The sequence below is a fragment of the Methylocaldum marinum genome (assembly GCF_003584645.1).
Classification (GTDB): domain Bacteria; phylum Pseudomonadota; class Gammaproteobacteria; order Methylococcales; family Methylococcaceae; genus Methylocaldum; species Methylocaldum marinum.
The window spans coordinates 4,516,245-4,539,658 of record NZ_AP017928.1 but is presented as its reverse complement, the minus strand read 5'-3'; the positions used below and the strand labels follow the sequence as shown (position 1 = coordinate 4,539,658).

Annotated in this window: 15 protein-coding genes; 9 read left to right on the top strand and 6 right to left on the bottom strand. The window is 62.1% G+C overall.

The genetic code is table 11. The annotated features are described in order from the left end of the window. Window positions 1-37 precede the first annotated feature (37 nt). Together pgl and zwf are read right to left on the bottom strand one after the other, a co-directional pair. Window positions 38-745, bottom strand: coding sequence for a 6-phosphogluconolactonase (pgl, locus tag sS8_RS20255; protein ID WP_119631348.1), 708 nt, complete (start codon window positions 743-745; stop codon window positions 38-40). Window positions 746-749: 4 nt separating this feature from the next. Next, entirely contained in the window at window positions 750-2,225 is a 1,476-nt protein-coding gene (gene zwf / locus sS8_RS20250; protein ID WP_119631347.1) for a glucose-6-phosphate dehydrogenase, read from the bottom strand. A 275-nt stretch (window positions 2,226-2,500) separates the two neighbouring features. Between zwf and edd the strand changes: the two genes are divergently transcribed. Together edd and sS8_RS20240 are read left to right on the top strand one after the other, a co-directional pair. Then, window positions 2,501-4,321: a phosphogluconate dehydratase gene (edd, locus tag sS8_RS20245; protein ID WP_119631346.1), complete on the top strand. Its 1,821-nt coding sequence runs from the start codon at window positions 2,501-2,503 to the stop codon at window positions 4,319-4,321. A gap of 42 nt (window positions 4,322-4,363) precedes the next feature. Continuing rightward, on the top strand, window positions 4,364-4,987 hold the full coding sequence (locus sS8_RS20240) for a bifunctional 4-hydroxy-2-oxoglutarate aldolase/2-dehydro-3-deoxy-phosphogluconate aldolase (RefSeq protein ID WP_119631345.1): 624 nt from the start codon (window positions 4,364-4,366) through the stop codon (window positions 4,985-4,987). Window positions 4,988-5,107: 120 nt separating this feature from the next. Here the strand turns inward: sS8_RS20240 and rpiB are convergent, their stop codons facing one another. The 3 genes from rpiB to sS8_RS20225 all read right to left on the bottom strand — a co-directional run bounded on the left by rpiB (window position 5,108) and on the right by sS8_RS20225 (window position 7,067). After that, entirely contained in the window at window positions 5,108-5,536 is a 429-nt protein-coding gene (rpiB, locus tag sS8_RS20235; RefSeq protein WP_119631344.1) for a ribose 5-phosphate isomerase B, read from the bottom strand. Window positions 5,537-5,630: 94 nt separating this feature from the next. Further along, window positions 5,631-6,461, bottom strand: coding sequence for an inositol monophosphatase family protein (locus sS8_RS20230; protein ID WP_119631343.1), 831 nt, complete (start codon window positions 6,459-6,461; stop codon window positions 5,631-5,633). 99 nt (window positions 6,462-6,560) lie between these two features. Continuing rightward, window positions 6,561-7,067: a peroxiredoxin gene (locus sS8_RS20225; protein ID WP_119632912.1), complete on the bottom strand. Its 507-nt coding sequence runs from the start codon at window positions 7,065-7,067 to the stop codon at window positions 6,561-6,563. Between the two features lie 171 nt (window positions 7,068-7,238). On the opposite strand from sS8_RS20225, the gene sS8_RS20220 reads away from it, so the two are divergent. After that, window positions 7,239-8,252 carry a Gfo/Idh/MocA family protein gene (locus sS8_RS20220; protein WP_119631342.1) on the top strand — a complete coding sequence of 338 codons (1,014 nt, stop codon included), beginning with the start codon at window positions 7,239-7,241 and terminating at the stop codon, window positions 8,250-8,252. Window positions 8,253-8,534: 282 nt separating this feature from the next. Continuing rightward, entirely contained in the window at window positions 8,535-9,806 is a 1,272-nt protein-coding gene (locus sS8_RS20215) for an HD-GYP domain-containing protein (protein WP_119631341.1), read from the top strand. 61 nt (window positions 9,807-9,867) lie between these two features. Here sS8_RS20215 and sS8_RS20210 read toward each other — a convergent pair whose 3' ends face one another. Beyond that, complete coding sequence (locus sS8_RS20210; protein ID WP_170161187.1) at window positions 9,868-10,113, bottom strand: HNH endonuclease; 246 nt, start codon at window positions 10,111-10,113, stop codon at window positions 9,868-9,870. 335 nt (window positions 10,114-10,448) lie between these two features. On the opposite strand from sS8_RS20210, the gene sS8_RS20205 reads away from it, so the two are divergent. The 5 genes from sS8_RS20205 to sS8_RS20185 all read left to right on the top strand — a co-directional run bounded on the left by sS8_RS20205 (window position 10,449) and on the right by sS8_RS20185 (window position 23,347). Further along, a complete protein-coding gene (locus sS8_RS20205) occupies window positions 10,449-18,008 on the top strand; it encodes a type I polyketide synthase (protein WP_119631339.1) in 7,560 nt (2,519 codons plus the stop codon). Between the two features lie 66 nt (window positions 18,009-18,074). After that, the gene (locus sS8_RS20200; RefSeq protein WP_119632911.1) at window positions 18,075-19,295 is read left to right on the top strand and encodes a 3-oxoacyl-[acyl-carrier-protein] synthase III C-terminal domain-containing protein; all 1,221 of its coding nucleotides are present in this window, start codon (window positions 18,075-18,077) and stop codon (window positions 19,293-19,295) included. 184 nt (window positions 19,296-19,479) lie between these two features. Beyond that, on the top strand, window positions 19,480-21,330 hold the full coding sequence (locus sS8_RS20195; RefSeq protein WP_119631338.1) for a 4'-phosphopantetheinyl transferase superfamily protein: 1,851 nt from the start codon (window positions 19,480-19,482) through the stop codon (window positions 21,328-21,330). A gap of 29 nt (window positions 21,331-21,359) precedes the next feature. Beyond that, a complete protein-coding gene (locus sS8_RS20190) occupies window positions 21,360-22,100 on the top strand; it encodes an ABC transporter ATP-binding protein (protein ID WP_119631337.1) in 741 nt (246 codons plus the stop codon). Continuing rightward, window positions 22,097-23,347: an ABC transporter permease gene (locus sS8_RS20185; RefSeq protein WP_119631336.1), complete on the top strand. Its 1,251-nt coding sequence runs from the start codon at window positions 22,097-22,099 to the stop codon at window positions 23,345-23,347. Before sS8_RS20190 ends, sS8_RS20185 begins: the two co-directional genes overlap by 4 nt. Window positions 23,348-23,414 lie beyond the last annotated feature (67 nt).

The window sequence follows — 23,414 nt, the reverse complement described above, 5'->3', positions numbered from 1 at the left end:
TCTGCACGAACGAAGCAATGCGCCCCGTTCTCTTGGCTCAGTTGCGCGCGGCGAATACCGTCACGGGCGTCTGCGTTTGCGCGAGCACGAAGCTCACCGGATACTGACGGCTGGGCCCGGCCAGAGCGGCCGCGAACACATCGGCTTTGCCGGCACCGCCGAACTGCAAATAAACGCGCCGCGCATGCAGGATCCACGGCAGGGTCATGCTCATGCGCTCGGTCGGCGCCACCGCGCCCACTTGCGCCAAACAGGGCGGTGTATCCGCGACCGATCCGCCCGGAGCCAAACCGGCATCCAGATTGGGACTAGCGGGAAACAGCGAGGCAGTATGGCCGTCATCTCCCATGCCGAGTATCAGTGCCGCGAACGGCAAGGGCAGGCCGTTGAAAGCGGCCGCCAGCGCCCCTTCGGCTTCCCGGGCAGAGCCATCGCCGGTATACAGCGGCACGAAACGAGCGGCCGCCGCCCGGCCTTGGAGAAGATGAGTCTTGACCAACGCCGCGTTGCTCGCCGGATCGGTTTCCGGCACCCACCGCTCGTCCACCAGGGTGACGACCACGCGCGCCCAGTCCAGATCTTCGCCGCGCAATGCCTCGAACACCGGCACCGGCGAGCGGCCGCCCGACACCGCCAGGGCGGCATGGGGTTCCTTCTGCAACACCGCGCGCAAATCGTCAGCCACTGCCGCCGCGAGGGCCGGCGCAAGACTGGGGTTATCGTCGAACCAGCGAATGTCTACCATCGTTTTAATCCTCATCGTGCCAGCCAAAACCGTCGCGCGACAGCAGCTCGGAAGACGCCGACGGTCCCCAGGTGCCTGCCGCATAAGGCTTGGGGCCAGCCGGATCGGCGGCCCAGGAGTTCAGAATCGGCTCCACCCAGCGCCAGGCCAGTTCCAGCTCATCCTGGCGCACGAACAGCGCCTGGTTGCCGCGAATGGTATCGAGCAGTAGGCGTTCGTAGGCCTCCGCCCGGCGGCCCTTGAATTTTCCGGCAAAGTCGAGATCGAGCGACACCGGCAAAAGTTCCATGGAATCGCCCGGCGCCTTGGCATTCAGGTACAGGCGAATGTATTCGCCCGGCTGCAGGCGGATGACCAGCTTGGACGGCGCGCGCGTACCGCTGCTAGGCAAAGGAAAGATATGGTGCGGAACGTCGTGGAAATTCACGACGATCTCGGCAAGCCGACTCGGCAGGCGCTTGCCGGTGAACAAATAAAACGGTACCCCGGCCCAGCGCCAGTTGGCGATCTCCGCCTTGATCGCCACGAAGGTTTCAGTCTTGCTGTCGGCCGGAATATTGTCCTCTTCCAGGTAGCCTTTTACCTGACGGCCGCCGGACACGCCCGCCCGATACTGGCCGCGGACGGTCTTGTTCAGGACATCTTCCGGGGTGAACGGCACCAGACACTCGAGCACCTTGAGCTTTTCGTTGCGGATCGCATCGGAATCGAGGCTGGCCGGCGGCTCCATCGCAACGAAACACAACAGCTGCAACAAGTGGTTCTGCACCATGTCGCGCAAAGCGCCGGTCTTGTCATAAAAGCCGCCGCGGCTGCCGATGCCCACATCCTCGGCGATCGTGATCTGAACGTTACTGATCCACATCCGGCGCCACAGCGGCTCGAACAGAGAGTTGCCGAAACGCAGAGCCATCAGGTTCTGCACCGACTCCTTACCCAGATAGTGGTCGATTCGATAGACCTGCTTCTCGTAGAAGAAGCGATCGACGTCCGCCGTAATCGCATTGCTGGATGCCAAGTCGTTACCTAGCGGCTTCTCCAGCACCAGGCGGCTGTTCGGGCCGTTCAGTCCCTGCCGGGTCAGATTGGCGCAGATCGTCGCGAACAGAAACGGCGCGGTGGACAGATAGAAGACGGTGACCTCGGCCGGAGTCTTCTTCAACAAGGTTTTCAAGGCCCCGTATTGTTCAGGCTGGGTGGCGTCGAGTTTAAGGTAGGACAGGCGTGCGAGGAATGAGGTCCAAATCTCTTCTTCCCAATCGGCCTCCGGCACGAACTGTCTGGCCTTGTCGTCCACGAGGGCCAGGAAGCTGTCCTGAGTCAGATCCTGAAGGTCGAGACAAAGGATGCGGCCCGACTCCACCAGCTGGCCATTCTTGTGGCACTGGTACATCGCCGGCAATAATTTGCGCGTGACCAGATCGCCGGCACCGCCGAAAAAAACGAGGTTGAACGATTGGGGAAATGTGAGCTGACTCACCGCAGAATCCTCTTGTTGAAGATCGTGCCGACGCTTGCTCGGCCGAGCTCATGGTGTATAAGGCATATCCGGAAACCCGGATGAAAAACCGGTCAATACTACCCGTCGCTCCTAAGAGTGTCCAGTCGCTATCGGGAGACGGCGGCCGGTTTTCTTGACACGGTCTGGCGGCTTGGATTAAATGTGGCGCCTGCGCCCCGTTACAGGGCATGCACTTGCCCACTACCGGCGCAGCCATAAAAGCACCAGAGCACCGCCACATCAGCCGAACCCATATGTCCCTAAATCCCACACTGCTCGCCGTCACCGACCGCATTCGCACCCGCAGCCAGGCCAAGCGTCAAGCTTATCTCGAGCGTATGCGACACAACTGTCAGGCCGGCGTCGAACGCGAACGCATTGCATGCACCAACGTAGCTCATGCTTATGCGGCAATGCCGACCAACGACAAATTGGTGTTGAAAGCCGCCAGGGTACCGAATATCGGCATCGTGACGGCGTACAACGACATGCTTTCGGCGCATCATCCGTATGAGCAATATCCGGCCATAATCAGGTCCGAGGCTCGCGCCTCCGGTGCGACCGCCCAAGTCGCTGGCGGCGTGCCGGCGATGTGCGACGGCGTGACTCAAGGCCAGAACGGCATGGAGCTTTCTCTGTTCTCGCGCGACGTCATCGCGATGGCAACCGCGATAGCGCTTTCCCATCGTGTGTTCGACGCCAATCTGTTTCTGGGCGTATGCGACAAAATCGTTCCGGGGCTTTTGATCGGGGCCTTGCGCTTCGGCCATCTGCCCGGCATTTTCGTGCCCGCCGGCCCGATGGCGTCGGGCGTGTCGAACGCCGAGAAAGCCAAGGTCCGGCAGTTGTTCGCCGAAGGCAAGGTCGGCCGCGAAGCCCTGCTCGAATCCGAAATGGCGTCCTACCACAGCTCCGGGACCTGCACCTTCTACGGCACCGCCAACAGCAACCAGATGCTGATGGAAATCATGGGCCTGCAACTGCCCGGATCGTCCTTCGTCAGCCCCGGCACCGAACTTCGCGAAGCCTTGACCCGCGCCGCCACCCGCCAGGCAGTCCGCCTCGCCGAAGACAAATCCTCCCCGACGCTGTGCGAGGTCGTGGACGAACGCGCGGTGGTCAACGGCATCGTCGGCTTGCTGGCGACCGGCGGCTCGACCAACCATACGATCCATTTGATCGCCATTGCGCGGGCCGCGGGGATGGAAATCAACTGGGACGACTTCAACGATTTGTCGGCGGTCGTGCCCCTTCTCGCCCGCGTCTACCCCAACGGCAAAGCGGACGTCAACCATTTCCACGCCGCCGGCGGCATGGGCTTCCTGATCCGCGAGTTGCTGGATGCCGGACTTCTGCATGACGATGTCCAGACCGTCCTGGGACCGGGCCTGCACCGCTGGACGGAAGAGCCCTGGCTGGACAACGGCCGGCTGGCATTTCGCCCGGCCAGCGAAACAAGCCTCGACACCGCCGTGCTGGCGCCGGTCGGCGCACCGTTCAGCCCGGACGGCGGATTGCGCCTGGTCACCGGGAATCTCGGCCGCGGCGTCATCAAGGTCTCGGCCGTCGCTCCGGAAAACCGGGTGGTACGCGCTCCCGCCATTGTGTTCGACGACCAGGAAGACCTGATCGCCGCCTTCAAGCGCGGCGAACTGGAGCGCGATTTCATCGCCGTGGTCCGCTTCCAGGGACCGCGCGCGAACGGCATGCCGGAACTGCATCAGCTGACCCCTTCGCTCGCGGTCCTGCAGGAACGCGGTTTCAAGGTAGCCCTGGTGACCGACGGCCGCATGTCCGGCGCGTCCGGAAAAGTGCCGGCCGCGATTCACCTCTCGCCGGAGTGCGTGATGGGCGGCCCGCTCGCTAAAGTGCGCGACGGCGATATGCTGCTGCTCGATGCGGTGGAAGGCCGTCTGGAGGCCGAGGTCCCGGCCGCCGAATGGAACAGCCGCGAACGCGCCGCGGCCGACCTGTCGCGCAACCAGTTCGGTTGCGGACGGGAGCTGTTCACCGGCCTGCGCCAACTGGCCGATGCCGCGGAACACGGCGGCGTCACTTTCCAGTTCGACGACTGATACGGCACTCCTTATTTTGCAACCGACGAAGAGATTCCTGTTATGAACCTTGACCAAATCATTGCCGCGACCAGTGTCATGCCCGTGATGGTGGTGGACCGCGTGGAAGACGCGGTACCGTTGTCCCGCGCCTTGGTGGAAGGCGGCATTCGCGTATTGGAAATCACCTTGCGCACCGCCGCCGGCCTGGACGCCGTACGAGTGATCAAGCAAGAAATCCCGGACGCGATCGTCGGCGTCGGCACCATCGCCACGCCGGCCCAGCTCGATGCGGCGATTTCCGCCGGTGCGCAATTCGGCGTTTCGCCGGGAACCACGCCCACCCTGCTGAAGGCGATCGTAGACAGCAAGCTGCCGTTTTTCCCGGGCGTTGCCACCATGTCCGAAGTGATGCAAGTCCTGGAAGCGGGCCTCGACGTCATGAAATTTTTCCCGGCCGTGGCCGCGGGCGGCATCAAGATGCTCGACTCATTTAGAGGCCCGTTTCCGAACGTGCGTTTCTGTCCGACCGGCGGGATCAACGCGCAGAACGCGCCGGACTTCTTCAAACTTCCCAATGTGGTTGCCGTGGGCGGTTCCTGGCTCACACCCAAGAACCTGGTCGCCGGCGGCAGCTGGACCGAAATCACCCGCCTGGCCCGCGAAGCCGCGGCGCTCAAGCCGTAAGCTTGCTGCGGCCCGGCGTCGCTGAAGTTCTTGTTTGCGGGCTTTGATGAGCGTCGGCAATCCTTTGCCGACCTTATCTTGCTAGGTAGCCCCTTTCCGGGGGCATCCCCGCCCCTCGAATCACTCGTCGATCGCCTTGATCCTCGGCACGTGCCGGCCGCCCTCGAATGCGGTGATCAGAAAGGTTTCGACGATCTTTTTGGCCATCTCGAGGCTGATGATCCGCTGCCCCATGGCGATGCAATTGGCGTCGTTGTGCGATCGGGTCAGATAAGCGGTTTCCTCGTTGAAACAATAGCCGCAGCGGCAACCCTTGACCCGGTTGGCGACGATGGCTTCGCCGTTGCCGCTGCCGCCCAGCACGATGCCGCGCTCGACTTCGCCGTTGGCGACGGCGACTGCACACGGGCGAATCCACGTGGGGTAATCGGTTCTTTCGTCGCTAAAGCAACCGTAATCGACGACCTCGTGGCCGAGCGAGCTTAGCCACGCGCGCAATTCTTCCTTGTAATCGAATCCTGCGTGATCAGAAGCGATGCCGATTTTCATGATGACTCCTTATTATTAATGACATTGGGCGGACGCCCGCCTCGTTCATCGTGATAGCGGGCGAGACAGTTTAATCACGGAAGGGGCGCCTGCATCAACCACGATCGTTCGCGGCTTTCAAGACCTCCAGCATCTCGCCATGGATCAGGCCATTGCTGGAAACGATGCGGCCGGTGCTCAAGATATCGTCGCCGCCGTCGAAATCGGTGACCGTTCCGCCGGCCTCGCGCACCAGCACGATGCCGGCCGCGATGTCGTGCGGCTTGACCTTCAGCTCCCAGTGGCCATCGAGCTGCCCGGTAGCCGTATAGCACAGGTTCAGCGCGGCCGAGCCGATGCGCCGCGTGGCTTGCGCGTTGCGCTGGAAGCCGAGGAAGTTCTTCATATTGCTGTCGCTGGTATGGGTATCGTACGAGAAACCGGTGATCACCAGCGCGCGATTCAGCACCGGCGTTGCCGACACATGAATCGGCTTCCCGTTGCGCGTGGCACCCGTCCCCAGCGCGGCAGCGAACATTTCGTCGGTGGCCGGGTTGTACACTACGCCGAGCGAAGGCACGCCGTCGATCAGCAGGCCCATCGAAACGCAGAACATGGGAAAACGGTGAGCGAAGTTCACGGTGCCGTCGAGCGGGTCGATATGCCAAAGGTAATTCCGGACCTGCGATGGCGCTCCCTCGGTTCGATACGCGCCGCCCTCTTCGCCGACGATTGGGTGGGAAGGGAACAGCTTGCGCAGTTCACCGACGATGTACTGCTCGCTGCGGACATCGTATTCGGTCACCGGATCGATAGCGCTGCTCTTAAACTGCACATCGGGGCCGCGCGGGGTTTCGAAACCCTCGCGAAGAATGGCTCCCGCGCCGCGGGCGATGGTCATGGCGGTACTCAGAATGTCGGTGAGCGAAAAATCGTTTTGTTGCATTGTTCCGTGCCGCGAAAAAACAAGACTGGCCATTCTACATGAGATGGCGGACGAGCCGCAGAACAGCAATCTCCGCGGCTCGGGATAAAACAAGGATTCTTACAATTGAGCGAGTATCGCCTCGGCGCTCGATACTTCGAATTTGCCCGGCGCTTCGACCGCAAGATGCTTGACGACACCGTCATCGACGACCATGGCAAAGCGCTGGCAGCGCACGCCCATGCCTTTTTCGGTCAGATCGAGTTCGAGCCCGAGCTTCCGGGTGTATTCCGCGCTGCCGTCGGCCATCATGCGCACCTTGCCGCCGGCCTTCTGTTCCCGGCCCCAGGAGGCCATCACGAACCCGTCGTTGACGGCCATGCACCAGATTTCGTCGACATTCTTGGCTTTCAGCTGGTCGAAATTGGTAACGTAACCCGGCAGATGTTGCGCGGAACAGGTCGGCGTAAACGCGCCGGGCAGACCGAAAATCACAATTTTCCTGCCCTTGGCGAGATCGGTGACACTCAGCGGCTGGGGCTTCATCGGACAGCCGTTGGCCGGATCGAATTCGACGGACTCGTACAGCGTGCCTTCGGGCAGGCGGTCTCCAACTTTGATGGTCATGGCATCACCTCGATGGTTACTGCGAAACATTGGCTTAGCGAAAAACCGGCGTCCAGTGCAAAAACGACGGTTTCCGTCCGGAATACCGAGAGCAACCCGGGTAGAAACCATCGCTGAATCCTGAGACATTATGCACACTCTCATAATTCATAAAAATGAAGGAGCGAATCCATGAACGACCGAAAACTTCGCTGGGGCATACTCGGTGCGGCACGCGTCAACGAACGGCTGATGCCCGCCATCGTCGAGGCCTCGAACGCCGAATTGGTCGCCATCGCCAGCCGCCGCCCCGGAGCCGCCGCCGAAACTCTCGCAAAATACGCCCCCCGGGAACCGGGCGTCCGAACGTACGATAATCTCGACGCCCTGCTCGACGATGCGGACGTCGAGGCCGTTTACCTGCCGCTCGCCAATCACGAACACGCCGAATGGACGCTGCGCGCCATCCAGCGCGGCAAACACGTCCTGTGCGAAAAGCCGATGGCCCTGACCGTCGCCGATATCGACGCGATCGAGGCCGCCGCGCGTCAGCACGGCGTGACGGTCATGGAAGGCTTCATGTACCGCTTCCACCCGCAGCACGCGCGCGTACGCGACCTGATTGACTCCGGCATCGTCGGCGACATCCGTTCCGTCCGCGCCACCTATTCGTTCATGATGCGGCCGGCGCGGCTGTACCGCCTGGCGGAAAGCGTCGAACGCGGCGGCGGCGCCATGTGGGACATCGGCTGCTACGCGATTCACTCCGCCCGCATGTTCTTCGACACCTCCCCCGTCGCCGTAACCGCCATCGCGAAATATGTCGAGAGCGGCGCGGATATCACGACCAGCGGCGTAATCGATTTCGGGAACGGCAAGCACGCCCATTTCGACTTCAGCTTCGAACGGGCTCGGCGCTCGGAATACGAAATCATAGGCACGCAAGGCGGCCTGAAATGCCATACGGTATGGCAACTGCCGGGCGATGTCCCGGTATTGTCGTGGTGGACCGAAGACGGCCGGCAATGCGAAGAACGGCTGCCTCCAGCCAACCATTTCAGACTGGAGATCGAGCATTTCAGCGAACGCACGCTGACCGGCAAGGCACCGCAGCTTTCGCTGGACGACGCAAGAAACAACTGCCGGACCATCGTCGCCGCATTGCAGTCCGCTGCGCACGGGCGCACGGAACAACTTGTCGGCTAGTACCGCGCCACTTTTCTGCGCCCCGCGTCCGCCTTTGGATGAAACTGAATCGACTCGAAGGACACGGCAAGCCTGCCGCCGAAAGCTTTTCGGACGGCCGGAAACCGGAAGGAACACTGAATTTCGGCAGCGCGTCGCGGGGCGCACGACGAACCGCACCTCTACAAAATAAAACCACCGGCGTTACAATCGGCCAACCGCCGAGCGGCTAGAGCGAGCTTCAAACCACCCGCAAACTATACTAGGCAACAGTACCGTCCGGATTTTTTTGGATTGAACCCCATGGACAAGTATTCCGATTCTCCCGGCATTACAACCCCGTACAAGGTCAAAGTGGACGTCGGCGATCTTAAGATCGGGATGTACGTCTGCGAGTTGGATCGTCCGTGGTTGGATTCTCCTTTTCTATTTCAAGGATTCATGCTCGCGACGCAAGCAGAGATCGAAGCCGTTCAGAAAGTCTGCGAGTACGTCTATATCGACGCCTACCGGACGAAAATCCCGGAAACCACCCGGACACGGCGGATGCCCGGTTCGTCGTCCATATCGTGGCATGCCAATCCGCCCGAAAAAAGCCGGTCCATCGAAGAGGAAATCGAGCACGCCGAACACACTCACGGGCAGGCCACCCGGCTGGTCAAGACATTCATGGACGAAATTCGCTACGGCCGCGGTGTCGATATTCAGCTCGCCAGAGAAACAGTCTCCGAATGCGTGGACAGCATCTACAGAAATCCCGATGCCATGCTATTGCTGACCCAGCTCAAAAATCGGGACGAGTACACCTCCCAGCACTCCATGAACGTGTGCATCTTCTCGATCGTACTCGGCCGTTATTTGGGCATGCCCGTTCGCGACCTCCGGAACCTCGGTCTCTCGGGACTCATGCACGACATGGGCAAAATGAAGGTTCCCCTGGAAGTTCTCAACAAGCCGGGACGTCTCACCGATGAAGAAATGAATTTGGTGAAGGCGCACACCACGCACGGACGGGACATACTCATGTCCGCTCGCGGCATCTATCCCGGCGCCATCGATGTCGCGTACGAGCACCACGAAAACCTCGACGGAAGCGGTTATCCCAGTGGTCTTACCGCGGCCCGGTTAATGCCTTTTACCCGAATCGTCGCCGTCGTCGATACCTATGATGCCGTTACCAGCGATCGGGTATACCAGTCGGGACGCACTCACATGGACGCGATCACGATTCTCAACGCCGAGTGCGGGCGGCGCCTGGATACGGAGTTAACGGGGAAGTTCATCGAATGCCTGGGGATCTACCCGGCCGGAAGCCTGGTGGAAATGAGCAACGAAGAGGTGGCGCTGGTCATCGAAGCCAACCCGCGGCAAAAGCTGAAACCCAAAGTCATCATGCTGCTCGACCCGGACAAAAATCCGCAGCCCCATCGTATCGTCGACCTGGCCAAACTCGACCTGGACCACTGCGGCCAGCCCTATCGAATCAAAACCATGCTGAAAAATGGGACGTATAACGTCGACATCCGCCAATACCACGAACGCGGCCTTCTCCACAACACCTTCCACCGGAATTAAAGCGGCAGCCTATGCCGAACCCGGCCATGCCGGGCTTGTCTCGGCAATAGATCCGCGATTCTCAGGCCGTTTCGTTCAATGGTTCTTCGGTCGGTGTGAGACACAGGTGTCTCGGATTGACGCAAAATGGGACCTTGCATTTGTGGCAAATCCGCAACCCGCTCGGGATGTGTCCAAAATAGATTTCCCAGATGAACCGGTCCGGGTGCATGGTTTCCCACTCGGCATTGGTACGCTCGTTGTCTCCCTGGGTCGATCCAATCCAGATCCAGCATCCGGATTCGGTCACCGGGACGGCAAATTCCATGAGTTTCTCAATCGTAAATCGATTATCCATAATCGCGCTCCTAATTCGTGCTGAATCAACAATCACAGAGTTAAGGCAGGTTTGTCAACGCCAAAATATACTTTTGCTTTTTTGCGATTTTGGGTATTATCAAGCCGCAACGACTGGATTGAGAAACAATTTTGTCCCTAAGCTTTTGTTTTTTTAATTAAAATTCTTGCTTTCGGCAGAATTTCGTTTCGTCTCGTTTATGTTATGTCGCATGCTTGAGCCACCGGCTCATGGTTACGGCACGCCCGAGCTTCACGCTCGAAACAGGATGTAAGGAAAGGATCCATCACACGGGAGGTGAACGGATGGAAACACTTATTGCTCTCACGCCGGCACATCATCTTGATCCGCAAATTGCCATCGCGGCGGTAAAAGCCGGCGGAATCGGGGTTCTGGATCTAGGTTATCGCGATCGGCCCGATGCATTGTCGTCAGCACTCGACCGCCTGGCGTCCGCGGCACCCGAATCAGCGCGATGGGGGGTTCGCTGGGACATGCTGGGATCGGAAGCCAGGGACCTCAGGCAGCTTTCCGCACGTCTTCCATACCAAGTCCCCATCCTCATTCTTGCCGGACCGGCACCCGCCGAATTGACCGCGCTGCGCAAGCGCGTCAAATCCGTCGCCCGCCGGATTTTCGTCGAGGTGCATGATTTCGAGTCCGCCCAGGCCGCGATCGCCGCGGGCTGCGACGGGCTGATCATCAAAGGGCATGAAGCGGGCGGCTCGGTCAGCCGCCACTCCTCTTTCATACTGTTACAGGAACTCAAGGGACGCCTGAGCATCCCCTACTGGATTCAAGGCGGCATCGGGCTGCGAAGCGCTGCTGCTGCCATGCTGGCCGGCGCGAACGGCGTGGTCTTGTGCGAACAGTTGTGGCTAACCGAAGAAAGCCCTCTCGCGCATTCAAGTCTGCGCGGCATGTGGAGCCAGCTGGACGGCAGCGAAACGGTTCTGCTGGCACAGGACGAAGCGCCGTTTCGGCTGTTCGCGAGGTCCGGACGGGACAAACTGCAAGAGCTGGAGCAGCGGGTGATCCGGGGTGAACCCTGGCGGGACCTGCTGGCGCAGCGCCTGGCGGAAAACGATGATGCCCCGCTGCCGCTCGGCCAGGATATTGCATTCGCCGCTCCGCTGGCCCGGCGCTTCGGCACCGTGGGGCACATTCTCACCGCCATGAAAGCGGGCATGGATTCGACCATCGAGCAGGCGGCCTCGGACAAGGCCTTGTCCGCCGACTCGCCTTTGGCACGCAAGCATGGCACCCGGTTTCCCATCGTTCAGGGCCCGATGACGAGAGTCAGCGACACCGCCCCGTTCGCGAAAGCGGTAGCCGAGGCCGGAGGCCTGCCCTTTCTTGCCCTGTCGGTCATGCGCAAGCCGCAAGTAGAATCCCTTCTGAGCAGCACTCGGGCGATCATGGGGGATCTGCCATGGGGCGTGGGATTGCTCGGCTTCATGCCGCTCGAACTGCGCCAGGAACAGCTCGACGTGATCCGCGAAATCAAGCCGCCCTTCGCCATCATCGCCGGCGGAAGGCCGAGCCAGGCGCGCGAACTGGAAACCCTCTCGATCACCACCTATCTGCACGTGCCTTCACCGGGACTGCTCAGCAGTTTCATCAAGGAAGGCGCCCGCAAGTTCATTTTCGAAGGCAGCGAATGCGGCGGGCACACCGGTCCACGCACCAGCTTCATCCTGTGGGAGTCGGCCATCGAAGTCCTGGCCGCCGCCCAATTGGAAGATCCCGAGTCGGTTCAGGTACTGTTCGCCGGCGGTATACACGACGAACTGTCGGCCGCCATGCTTTCGGTCTTGGCGGCCCCGCTCACCGCCCGCGGCATGAGCATCGGCGTCGTCATGGGTACGGCCTACCTCTTCACCGAAGAAATCGTGCGTACCGGAGCGATCGTGAACGAATTCCAGGCCCAGGCGGTCGCCTGTCGGGAAACCGCCTTGCTCCAATCCGGCGTGGGCGTCTATACCCGTTGCGCCAAGACCGAGTTCTGCGACGAATTCAACCGAACCCGGCGCGAACTGCAAATGGCCCTGGAATCCGAAGAACGCACTTTGAAGGTTCTGGAACTGCTCAACATCGGCCGCTTGCGCATCGCATCCAAAGGCATCGCTCACAAGAACCAGCCCGCGCTTGCGGACGACGGCGACCGCTATGTCAAGGTCAATGTCCAGACCCAGCGACGCGAAGGCATGTACATGCTCGGCGAAGTTGCACGACTGAGAAACAACACGCTGACCGTCGCCCAGCTTCACGCCGCGGTCTCGGCCGGGAGCCAGGAACTGCTTGCGGGCGCCTCGCCGAAACCGGAGCCGAAACGCTGGACACGGCCGGCGAACCGGGAGGACATCGCCATCATCGGCATGGCCTGCCTGCTCCCCGGAGCGAGCGACGTGCGCAGTTACTGGCAGAACATCCTGCGGCGGGTGGACACCATTCGGGAGGTCAGCGACGATCGTTGGCGCCCGGCGGATTTCTTCGATCCCAAGCGGGGAACGCCGGACAAGATCTACTCGAAATGGGGCGGCTTCCTCGACGATGTGCCGTTCGACCCCACGGTCTTCGGTATTCCACCGGCTTCCCTGCGCTCCATCGAGCCGATGCAGCTCCTGGCCCTGGACGTGGCGAAGCGCGCCCTCGAGGACGCCGGGCTCGACCGCCGCCCTTTTCCGAGGGAGCGAACCTCGGCGATCTTCGCTTCCGGAGGCATGAACGACCTCGGTACGATCTATATCTTCCGCACCCTGCTCGCTCATTACCTTCCCAAGGTTCCCGGCTTGTCCGAGACGACCCGGAAGCACATCATGCAAACCCTTTACGAGCACGCGCTTCCCAACTGGACCGAGGACTCGTTCCCGGGCTTCCTCGGTAACGTGGTGGCGGGACGGGTGGCCAACCGGCTGGATCTCGGGGGCACCAATTTCGCGGTCGACGCCGCCTGCGCCTCTTCGCTCGCGGCGCTGGACGTGGCCATCAAGCAGCTTCGGAACGGCGACGCGGACGTGGCGCTGGTGGGTTCCATCGACGGCACCAACAACGCCGTGGCCTTCATGGCTTTCGCCCAGACCCACGCGCTTTCGCCCCGCGGACGCTGCCGGCCGTTCGACGACAATGCCGACGGCATCGCGATCGGCGAAGGGGTCGCGGCATTGGTGCTCAAACGCCTGAGCGAGGCCGAACGCGACGGCGATCGAATCTATGCGGTCATCAAGGGCATCGGCGCGTCCAGCGACGGGCGCAATCGCAGCCTGACCGCGCCTCATCCGCAAGGCCAGGTACGGGCATTGCGCCGCGCCTATGAGGATGCCGGGGTGGATCCGTCGACGGTGGGCTTGATCGAGGCGCACGGCACCGGTACCGCAGTCGGCGACAAGTCGGAGATCGAGTCCATCAACACCGCCTTCGGCGAATGCAATCCGGCCCCCCAATCCTGCGCCGTCGGCTCGGTGAAATCGATGATAGGGCATACCAAGGTCAGCGCCGGTTTCGCGGGAATGATCAAGGCCGCCCTGGCTCTCAAACACCGCGTTCTGCCACCGACCCTCGGTGTCGAAACGCCGAATTCGCGCGTCGATTTCACCCATAGTCCCTTTTATATCAATACCGAAACGCGGCCGTGGTTCGCTCGCGACGACGCACATCCGCGCCGTTGCGGAGTAAGCGCCTTCGGTTTCGGCGGCACCAACTTCCATGCCGTACTGGAAGAGTACGGCGGCGACTACCGGGACGCCGATGCGATCGATCTCAGTCCCCGGGATGCCGAGCCCTTCCTCTTTTTTGGACCGACTCGTTCCCACATCGTTCAGGCGGTGGAGCGCCTGCAGCAGGGTCTCGAATATCCGGAGCATCTCGATCTCGCGCAACTGGCGTATTCACTGCAAACGGAGCAGCGTCAGGCACGAGACGGCGACAGCCTCCCCGCCAGCCGACTGGCCCTGATCGCCACCTCGGTCGCCGATCTCAAGCAGAAGCTCGACTGGGTTCTGCGCGACTTGCGTGATGGCACCAAAACCGAGATCAGGTACCCGCAAGGCGTCTACTACCGGGAATCGGACGCCGCGGCGGGTGCCCTGTGCTTCGTCTTCCCGGGCCAGGGATCGCAAAAGATCAACATGCTGCGCGATCTGGTCGCGACTCTGCCCGAGCTGCACCGCGTCTTCGAGCGGGCCGATGTTCTTTTGGCGGAGCGACTGCCCCAGCCGCTGTCCCGGTTCATCTATCCGCTGCCTGCGTTCAGTGACGAGGAACGGGAAAAGCAGCAAAGCGCCCTGAACGCAACGCAGATCGCCCAGCCGGCGCTCGGCGCCGTGGAGCTCGCGGCATTCGAAATACTCGAGGCCTATGGCATTCGCCCCGCTTTCGCGGCGGGCCACAGCTACGGCGAATATGTCGCCCTCTGCGCCGCCGGCGCGCTCGATCGCGATGATCTGATCCGGCTCTCGGAAATTCGCGGACGCATTGCCGCCGAAGCAGGACAGAACTCTCGCGGCACGATGGCCGCCGTGGACGCCGACGGCGCACGGGTCGAAGCCTTGATCGCCGAGCACGGGCTGGCCGTGAGCGTCGCCAATCTGAACGCGCCCGACCAGACCATCGTCGCCGGCCCGGCCGATGCCATGGACGCGGCGCTGGCGGTATTCGCCAAGGCCTCTTTGCGTACAACCAAGCTGGCGGTCAGAGGGGCCTTCCATTGCTCCGCGATGGCCGATGCGAGCACCCTGCTCGCCGCGGAGTTGTCCAAGATCGAATTCCGACCTCCTGAGTTCCCGATCTTCAGCAATACGACGGCGGATCGTTATCCGCACGGCCCCGCCGAAATCCGTGCCCTGCTCGCCCGCCATCTGGCCGAGCCGGTGCGCTTCGTGGACGAAGTCAACCGCCTCTACGATGCGGGCGCCCGGATTTTTCTGGAGATCGGTCCAGGTCTGGTGCTGAGCGGTCTCGTCGACCGTATCCTGGCCGACCGGCCGCACACCGCCCTGGGTCTCGACGCACCGGGGCGGGCCGGCTGGCTGCAACTCTCGCATGTTCTGACGCAATTGTTTGCACTGGGCGTTCCGGTTCGCTTCGAAGCCTGGTTCAAACGCCGCGGCCTGAAAGGCCTTCCGACCGCGGAATTGTTCGCCCGGGCTCGGGCGAAAGCCAATCCCGGGCCCTTGATCTGGCGCGTCAACGGCGGCCGGGCGGTGCCCTGGCGCGAGCCCGCGGAAACGTCGAAGAATGTCGTACCCTTGCCGACGGCAACGAAGCCCTCGGCGGTTTCCAGCGAAGGGGCGGCGGCTCAGGGTACGAGCACGCGCCCACCTTTGGCACTGGTCCAAGATTTTCCAAGCAACACAAGGAGGTATTCCGTGATGAACCCAGAAGCATCCAACTCCGCGAAGCCCGGGATGGGGCCGCCCACGGGCGCGGGCCCAACGGCGCCGGACCCCAGATTCTCGTTGATTCAAAACTGTGTGGCGCAACTGATCGATCTGCAGCGCGAACAGCAAAGAACCTTATGCTCCTTCCTCGATTTTCTGCACGCCAACCTGGCGAACGCGCCCGGTTCGGCGGAACAGTGGACGGCTGCCTCGATGGAAGCCTCAGCGGCGGAGCCCCAAGCGGTCGCCACCGCGGCCGCCTCCGGCGGAGCAGTCCTGAACAGCGTGCCACCGGCACCGGTCTTGCCGCTACAGCTGCGCACCGGATCGCCGTACGAAGCGGCCGGGGAACGCCCGCGTTCCGTAATCCCGACGCCCGCCGTCCGCAGCGGCGGCCCGGCAGCAACCAAACCCAACGGCAGCACCGGCCCCGCGCCGCAAGCCGTGGCCAAGGCTCCGGCAGGCAGCGGCAGTTCCCTGGCACCCACCGAGCAGTTCAAGGCCGACCTGCTCCGCTCGGTATCCGAGCGCACCGGTTACCCGGAAGACATGCTCGATCTCAACGCCCATATGGAGGCTGATCTGGGTATCGATTCGATCAAGCGAATCGAGGTCTTCAGCGCGCTGAAAGACCACCACAACCTTCTCGAGGGACGTGACGAGGAGACTGTGCTGGAAGAACTGTCGGGCCTCAAGACCCTGAACGAAATCATCGCCTGGTACGACCGGCTGCGGGAACCGAAACCAGCGGAAGGAGGCGCCGATTCGCCAAAAAAATCGCAGACTCCACCATCGATCTCGCCGGTTGAGGTGGTGGAGTCCAAGGCGTACGCGGAACAACCGGACCCTGTGGATTGTTACGTTCTGAAGCCGGTTCCCGCCCCGCTGCAAGGAACCGCGGCGATCACGCCGGCCACGCCGTCGATCATGCTGCTGCTGGGATATCCTTCCGAGCTCGGCGAGGCACTGCGCGCGGCGCTGAACGGACTCGGCCATGTCACCCGGCTGCTGGTTCCGGGTCGGCAAACCCGAGCCGTGGACGACGAGCTTTTCGAAGTGAACCTGTCTTCGACCCGGGGCCTGGATGGCCTGTCCGAGCAGCTCAAAGCCACCGGCAAACCGCTGGGCGGCCTGATCAACCTGTTGAGCGCGGAAACGCCGGAAGGTACCGGGAACGATCCGCTGCCGGAAGCGAGGGCGCTGTTTCTGAGCCTGAAAGCGCTGGAACAGAATTTCAAGGAAGCCCCCGGCGGCGGTTGGCTGATCAATCTGACTTCGCTGGACGGACAATTCGGCCTGAAACGGTCCCGGCTGTTCCGGGCGGAACCGGCCGGCGTCCTCGGGGTCGCCAAGTGCGCCTACCGCGAATGGCCGCATCTGAAGGTCAAGTGCATTGATCTCGATCCGGGCCTTTCGACCCGCGAGCGGGTCGAAAAGGTCGTGGCCGAACTCCGCTCGGGCGATCCCACCCTGGAGATTGGCTACAACAACGACGGGCGCTGGCGGCTCGATCTGCAGCAGCGCCAGGACCCCGGCACCATACGGCCGGAACTGGAGCTGGATCCCGGCGCCGTCGTTCTGGTCACGGGCGGAGCCTACGGCATCACTGCCGACATCCTCAAAGGCCTGGCGCGAAATCGGCGCTTGCGGCTGGCCGTGGTGGGCCGCAGTCCGACGCCGGAGCCGGAATCGCCGACCACCCGCGACATCGCCGACCCGGATGCCCTGCGGCAATTCCTGATCGGCGAGATGAGGCGCGAGAGCGGCAAAGTCAAACCCGCCGAGGTCGAAACCGTACTCAGACGCATCCTCAAGGAGCGGCAGATCCGCTCGAACCTGGCTGCGTTCAGGGAAGCCGGCGGCGAAGTCGATTATCACGCTTTGGACGTGCGCGATGCCGCCGCCTTCGGTCGAATGATCGAAGACGTCTATGCGCGCTGGGGGCGAATCGACGGCGTGCTCCACGGTGCCGGCATCATCGACGACAAGCTGATCCGGGCCAAAACGGCGGAATCCTTCGACGCGGTTTATGACACCAAGGTCATTCCGGCGCTGACCCTGGCCCGGAAGCTCGACCCGGCGAAGCTGAAATTCCTGGTGTTCTTTTCCTCGGTGGCCGGCCGGTTCGGCAACGTGGGCCAATGCGATTACAGCGCGGCCAACGAGGTCTTGAACAAGCTGGCCGACCGGCTGACCGTGGAATGGCCGAACGTGCACACGGTTTCGATCAACTGGGGTCCCTGGGACTCCGGCATGGTCAACGACGAGTTGCGCAAGCTCTATGCCTCCCGCAATATCCGCCCGATCCCGGTGGAAACCGGAGTCCGGAAATGCCTGGAAGTGTTGGAGCGGCGCGACCGGCAAGAGCCGGAGCTGGTAATCACCGCGAGCGTGGAGGCCATTGCCGGAATCGGCCGTTCCTCGCCGAGCGACAAAAGCGTGCGGCCCGCGATCGATTCAATCGACCTGGAACCGGCGGTCGCATGATTCACCAGCGGCCGCCCGACCCAATTCCCTACTGAACCCGACAAGGAGCTAACGGAGCATATGGAAATGGCAAATCTACACAACGCGGTATTGGCGGATTTCACGCCGGTAAGGGTGACCAAGCCCGTTCCGCAACGCATCACTCTCGAACTGTCGGCCTTCGGTTTCGCCAAGGCCTATTGCCTGAACAACGGCATCAACGACAAGGAAGGCTTCCGTCGAGTTCACAGGGAAGTGAAAGAGAAATTCGACAAATACGCGCTTTCCCCGAACCATATCAAGCGCCGGCAATTGGTGTTCTTTCCCCGCCTCACCGATATCCGCTTCACGGACGGCGAGTTTGCGCTGGCCGAGCCGGAATTCGAGTACCTGCAGCTTTTCAAGGATAAAAGCGACCCCAGGGGCGTCGATCTCAAGTCACGGCACGAAAGCTACGGCAAGGTGGTCGGCGGATGCCTGAGCCGGATGTACGAAGACGGAGCCCAGGCGCCGGACGACGTTATCCACGTCACCTGTTCCGGATACCTGGCGCCCAGCCCGGTGGAACGCATGGTGGCGAGCAAGGAGTGGTTCGGGACCACGGTCACTCACAGCTATCACATGGGCTGCTACGGCGCCTTCCCCGCGATCAAGATGGCGCACGGCTTTCTATCGTCGTCGCAATGCGCGGTGACGCCCCCCAAGGAGCGGGTCGACATCATCCATACCGAATTGCTATCGACCCACCACAATATCGAGGACTTCCGCGCCGAGAACATCATCACCATGACCTTGTTCGCGGACGGCTTCATCCGCTACTCGATGTATCCCGAACCGGTGGCGCGCGAAAAAAGGCTTCCGGGGTTCCGGATCCTGGCGTTCAACGAGCATCTCCTGCCGGATTCGGCCGAGGACATGACCTGGGTGCCGGGATCCCACCAGTTCCACATGACCTTGTCCGTCATGGTGCCCGTGGTCCTCAAGAAGCATGTCCGGTCTTTCGTCGACTCCCTGCTGCGCAGGCTGGACATCGATTTCCAGACGCAAAAGGACGAACTGACCTTCGCCATACATCCGGGCGGGCCGAAAATCGTGGAGCACATCCAGGACGAACTGGGCCTGCGGGAGGATCAGGTTGCGATCAGCAAGGAGGTGTTCCGCGAGAACGGCAATATGTCGTCGGCGACGGTGCCGCATATCCTGAAAGCCATCCTGGAGGAAAAATCGATCCCCCGCGGGCGGCGCGTGGTCTGTCTGGGTTTCGGACCGGGACTCACCATCACCGGCCTCGTCCTGGAGAAGATCTGATCCTGCTTGAGTCCGCGGCAGCCGATCGAGGATCGGCCGGCGTGAGAACTGCGACTCAAGCGACCGTTCGCGATCGAACCGTTCTCCTCGCGAACGGAGAGACTGCCAAAAGGAAAACCGCGTATCGCGCGGTTGTGTAGAACCTATCCCCCGAGGGGGGATTTCAGACCAGCAAGGTGCTCTGATGAAGGAACTATCGAGCCGCGCAGCGGAAAACGAAATTCTGCCCTTGATCGGGCGGGTTTTCGAGGTGGAAGCACTGAGGGAACTCGAGCCCGGTGAACCCTTGCCGGCCGGACCGGGCGACTCGCCCGCTCCGCCCTCGGCGGCACCGGAACGGGCCGCGCCGAACGAGGAACCGGGCGGCCAGCCCGTACTGCCTTTCATCGGGCGCATACTCGAGCATGCGCCGGGCCAGTCGATTGCCGTGGAGCGCTGGTTGACCCTCGACGAGGATTTGCATCTGGCGGACCACGCCTTCGTCCACGCCCCCGGCGTCAAGCCGCTGTTCGCCTGCCTGCCGGTGGTTCCCATGACCCTCAGCCTCGAAATCCTGGCCGAGGCAGCCGCCTGCCTCGCGCCCGGACATGGGCTGATCGGCTTCGAGGAAGTCAAGGCCACACGCTGGATCGAGCTGGCCGACACCGATCGCCTGCGCCTGCGGATCACGGCCCAGGTCGAACAATGGGACGGTGCACGCAACACCGCCCATATCGCAGCCGCCATCCATGTCGAGAACCACGCAGCCCCGGCGATCCAGGCCCGGGTCCTGTTCGCGCCCCACTATCGTCTCGATCTCGAGCTGCACTTCACGGAATTGGCCGACGCCTATTTGTATCCGCGGACTACCGAGGAAATCTACCGGGATCGCCATTTGTTCCACGGGCCGGTCTATCAAAGTCTGGTCGGCCGGATCGTGCTGGGAGACCGGGGCGCCGCCGGAGAATTGCTGGTCAAGGCGCCCGAAATCATGTTCCGCTCGATACGCGAGCCCCAGTTTCTGACCGAACCGGCATTGCTCGACGCCGTCGGACAGTTGATCGGGATTTGGGCCATGCAACGGGAGCGTTACGTTTTCCCCATCAGCATCGGCAAGCTCGAACTGTACCGGCCGACCCCGGCCCCGGGAACACAGTGCCCGGTACTGATCGAAATCACCCGCGACGAAGGCAAGCTCCTGGTCGCCGACGTCGAGATTCAGGACGGCGCCGGCGCGGTCTGGATGCGGATCAAGGACTGGACCGACTGGAAGTTTCGCTGGGAGAAGCGCTTATTGAATTTTCGCCGGCTGCCGACCCGCTATTTGCTCAGCCACGCGCTCGACTTGCCGTCGCTCCCGCCTTCCGCCAGCTGCCGCATGATTTCGAGCGAAGATATCGCCGGCTTCGACACCGGGCTGCTGGCGCGCTTCTGCCTCCATCTGGACGAAATGCATGCCTTTACGGACCTGGGTTCGAATACGCCCGGCCAGAAGCATTGGCTGCTGGGACGCATAGCCGCCAAGGATGCGGTGCGCGACTGGCTGGCCCGGCAGTCCGGGACGGAAGAGATGCTGCACCCGGCCGCCCTGATCGTTCGCAACGGCGAGCAGGGCCGGCCCGAGGTGGCGACGAGCGCGGATGCGACGCAGCTGCCTCAGATCAGCATCAGCCATAGCGACAACCGCGCCATCGCCATCGCTCATGCCGGAGCCGTGGGCGTGGACATTGAACCGATCCGCCCGCGCCAGTCGAGTTTCGTGGAAACCATGGCCGGCGAGTCGGAGCGATCGCTGTTCGGCATTCTGGGCGGGGACTCCGACGAATGGGCGACGCGCATCTGGTGCGCCAAGGAAGCGGCGGCCAAGTTCCTCGGCCTCGGCATGAACGGCTCGCCCAAGGCTTACGAAGTCCAGGCGATCGGCGAAAACGGTCTGATCCACATCCTCCATCGGGACAGCGGCCGAACGGCCGCAGTTCGGACGGTGCGCCGGGAAGAATTCGTCATAGCCTATGTCGGCTCTTCGATCACGAAAACGGGAGGGGGACACGCGTGAAACCCATCCACACACAAAGGGATCCACTCATGAGCAGGACTGGTTCGGAGCCGCTGGTAGAGTTGCATCAAGTCGGAAAGATCTATTACCTGGGCGAAAACCGCATAACGGCGCTCAAGTCCGTGAACCTGTCCATCCAACGGGGTGAATTCGTGGCCGTCTGGGGGCCCTCGGGTTCCGGCAAATCCACCCTGTGCAATCTGATCGGGCTGCTCGATATCTGTTCTTCGGGAACCGTGCGTTTCGACGGCCAGGACGTCACCGCGCTGTCGGATGACCGGCGCAGCGAACTGAGAAACCGGGGAATCGGCTTCGTGTTTCAAAACTTTAACCTGATTCCGGTACTTTCGGCATTGGAAAACGTCATGCTGCCGCTACAAATTGCCGGTATTTCGACGGGACGGGCGAAGCGGGCGGCACGCAAGCGTCTGGCCGAAGTCGGACTCGGCGAACACGAGGCACATCGCCCGGCCAAGCTGTCCGGGGGACAGCAGCAGCGCGTCGCGATCGCGCGGGCACTGGTCACCGACCCGGCCCTGGTGATCGCCGACGAGCCCACGGCCAACCTGGATTCCGAAAACGCCTTGAGGATTACCGAGCTTATGCGCAGACTCAACAGCAATAACGGCACGACCTTCGTGTTCTCCACCCACGATCAGCGCCTGCTGGAACGCGTGGAGCGCCAGATCCTGATGCGCGACGGCGAGATCATCGACGATCGCTCGCCGGAGCAGCCGTTAATGCGACTCGACCGAACGGTGGGCTTATGATCACCTGGCTCAAGCTCGCTCTCAGAAACCTGTTCCGCAACCGGCGCCGGTCGTTGTTCACCATCCTCGCCATCGGCCTCGGCTTCGCGGCGGTCAATACCCTGGGCGGCTTCACCGCCTACATTTTTTCCAGCCTCAAGGATTCCTACATCTACGCCCAGGGTAACGGCCACCTCAGCCTTTTCAAGACCGGTTTTCTCCAGGAAGGCAAACTCGATCCGACCCGCTATCTCATCGACGAGGACGAGGCCGCGACCATTCAAAAGGTGCTGGCCCGGCATCCCGAGATCGTGGTGGTGGCGCCGCAACTCCACATTTCGGGCCTGCTCAGCAACGGCAAGGTTTCGACGATCTTCATGGCCGCCGGCCGCGTGCCTTCCGCCGTACGCTCCATCAATAGCCGTGCCCGCGGGTTGGTGGGGAGAATCCAGCTGTTCGACGGCAAGCCGCTGGAGGACGAGGTCATGCACGGCGTCGGCCTGGCCCGCGGATTGGCGGAACAGCTCAAGCTGGATTTGGGCTCCGACGCGGTCGCCATGGCGCCCACCGTATCGGGGCAGATCAATGCCCTGGATGCGCAGGTCTTTCAGCTGTTCGATTCCCCGGTCGAGGCGCTGGAGGACAAGCTCATGTCGGTTTCGCTGAAGTTCGCCCAGAACCTGTACGACACCGGCAGCGTGGATCGCCTGACCGTGCTGCTGGAGGACGACGCGATGACGGAGCCGATGCGCGCGCGCCTCGCCGACGAATTGGCAGCCGAAGGCCTGAAGCTGGAGATCAAGACCTGGAACGAGCTTTCGACCTTCTACACCAAGGTCAAGCAAATGTTCGACGTGATCTTCCTATTCACCTTCCTGATCGTGTTCACCATCGTCGTCATGAGCGTGATCAACACGGTCAGCATGGCGATCATGGAAAGAACCCGCGAGATCGGCACGCTGCGCGCCCTGGGGTTCAAGCGCCGCGGCATCGTCGGCCTGTTCGCCGCCGAAAGCATGCTGCTGGGGATTCTGGGATCCGTTCTGGGCCTGATCCTTACCCTGATCACCTGGTCGGGAATCGCGTTTTTGAAGCCCACTTGGATTCCTCCCCAGATCACCCGCCGGGTACCGCTGGAAGTCTACCTGGTACCCGATTACATGCTGTACAGCATTCTGCTGCTGATCGTGCTTTCCCTGGTTGCGGCCAGTCTGCCGGCACGCACCGCGGCGCGCATGCAGATCGTCGGCGCGCTGGGACATACCTGATTCCGGAAACGCGGCCGATCGCTTTAATGGATATAGAAAAGCCCCTGGATCCCGACTGTGACATGTG

Excerpts from the sequence above, each read along its gene's own strand:
- pgl (WP_119631348.1), bottom strand. The coding sequence starts at position 745 with ATGGTAGACATTCGCTGGTTCGACGATAACCCCAGTCTTGCGCCGGCC.
- edd (WP_119631346.1), top strand. The coding sequence starts at position 2,501 with ATGTCCCTAAATCCCACACTGCTCGCCGTCACCGACCGCATTCGCACC.
- sS8_RS20240 (WP_119631345.1), top strand. The coding sequence starts at position 4,364 with ATGAACCTTGACCAAATCATTGCCGCGACCAGTGTCATGCCCGTGATG.
- rpiB (WP_119631344.1), bottom strand. The coding sequence starts at position 5,536 with ATGAAAATCGGCATCGCTTCTGATCACGCAGGATTCGATTACAAGGAA.
- sS8_RS20230 (WP_119631343.1), bottom strand. The coding sequence starts at position 6,461 with ATGCAACAAAACGATTTTTCGCTCACCGACATTCTGAGTACCGCCATG.
- sS8_RS20225 (WP_119632912.1), bottom strand. The coding sequence starts at position 7,067 with ATGACCATCAAAGTTGGAGACCGCCTGCCCGAAGGCACGCTGTACGAG.
- sS8_RS20220 (WP_119631342.1), top strand. The coding sequence starts at position 7,239 with ATGAACGACCGAAAACTTCGCTGGGGCATACTCGGTGCGGCACGCGTC.
- sS8_RS20215 (WP_119631341.1), top strand. The coding sequence starts at position 8,535 with ATGGACAAGTATTCCGATTCTCCCGGCATTACAACCCCGTACAAGGTC.
- sS8_RS20210 (WP_170161187.1), bottom strand. The coding sequence starts at position 10,113 with ATGGAATTTGCCGTCCCGGTGACCGAATCCGGATGCTGGATCTGGATT.
- sS8_RS20205 (WP_119631339.1), top strand. The coding sequence starts at position 10,449 with ATGGAAACACTTATTGCTCTCACGCCGGCACATCATCTTGATCCGCAA.
- sS8_RS20200 (WP_119632911.1), top strand. The coding sequence starts at position 18,075 with ATGGCAAATCTACACAACGCGGTATTGGCGGATTTCACGCCGGTAAGG.
- sS8_RS20195 (WP_119631338.1), top strand. The coding sequence starts at position 19,480 with ATGAAGGAACTATCGAGCCGCGCAGCGGAAAACGAAATTCTGCCCTTG.
- sS8_RS20190 (WP_119631337.1), top strand. The coding sequence starts at position 21,360 with ATGAGCAGGACTGGTTCGGAGCCGCTGGTAGAGTTGCATCAAGTCGGA.
- sS8_RS20185 (WP_119631336.1), top strand. The coding sequence starts at position 22,097 with ATGATCACCTGGCTCAAGCTCGCTCTCAGAAACCTGTTCCGCAACCGG.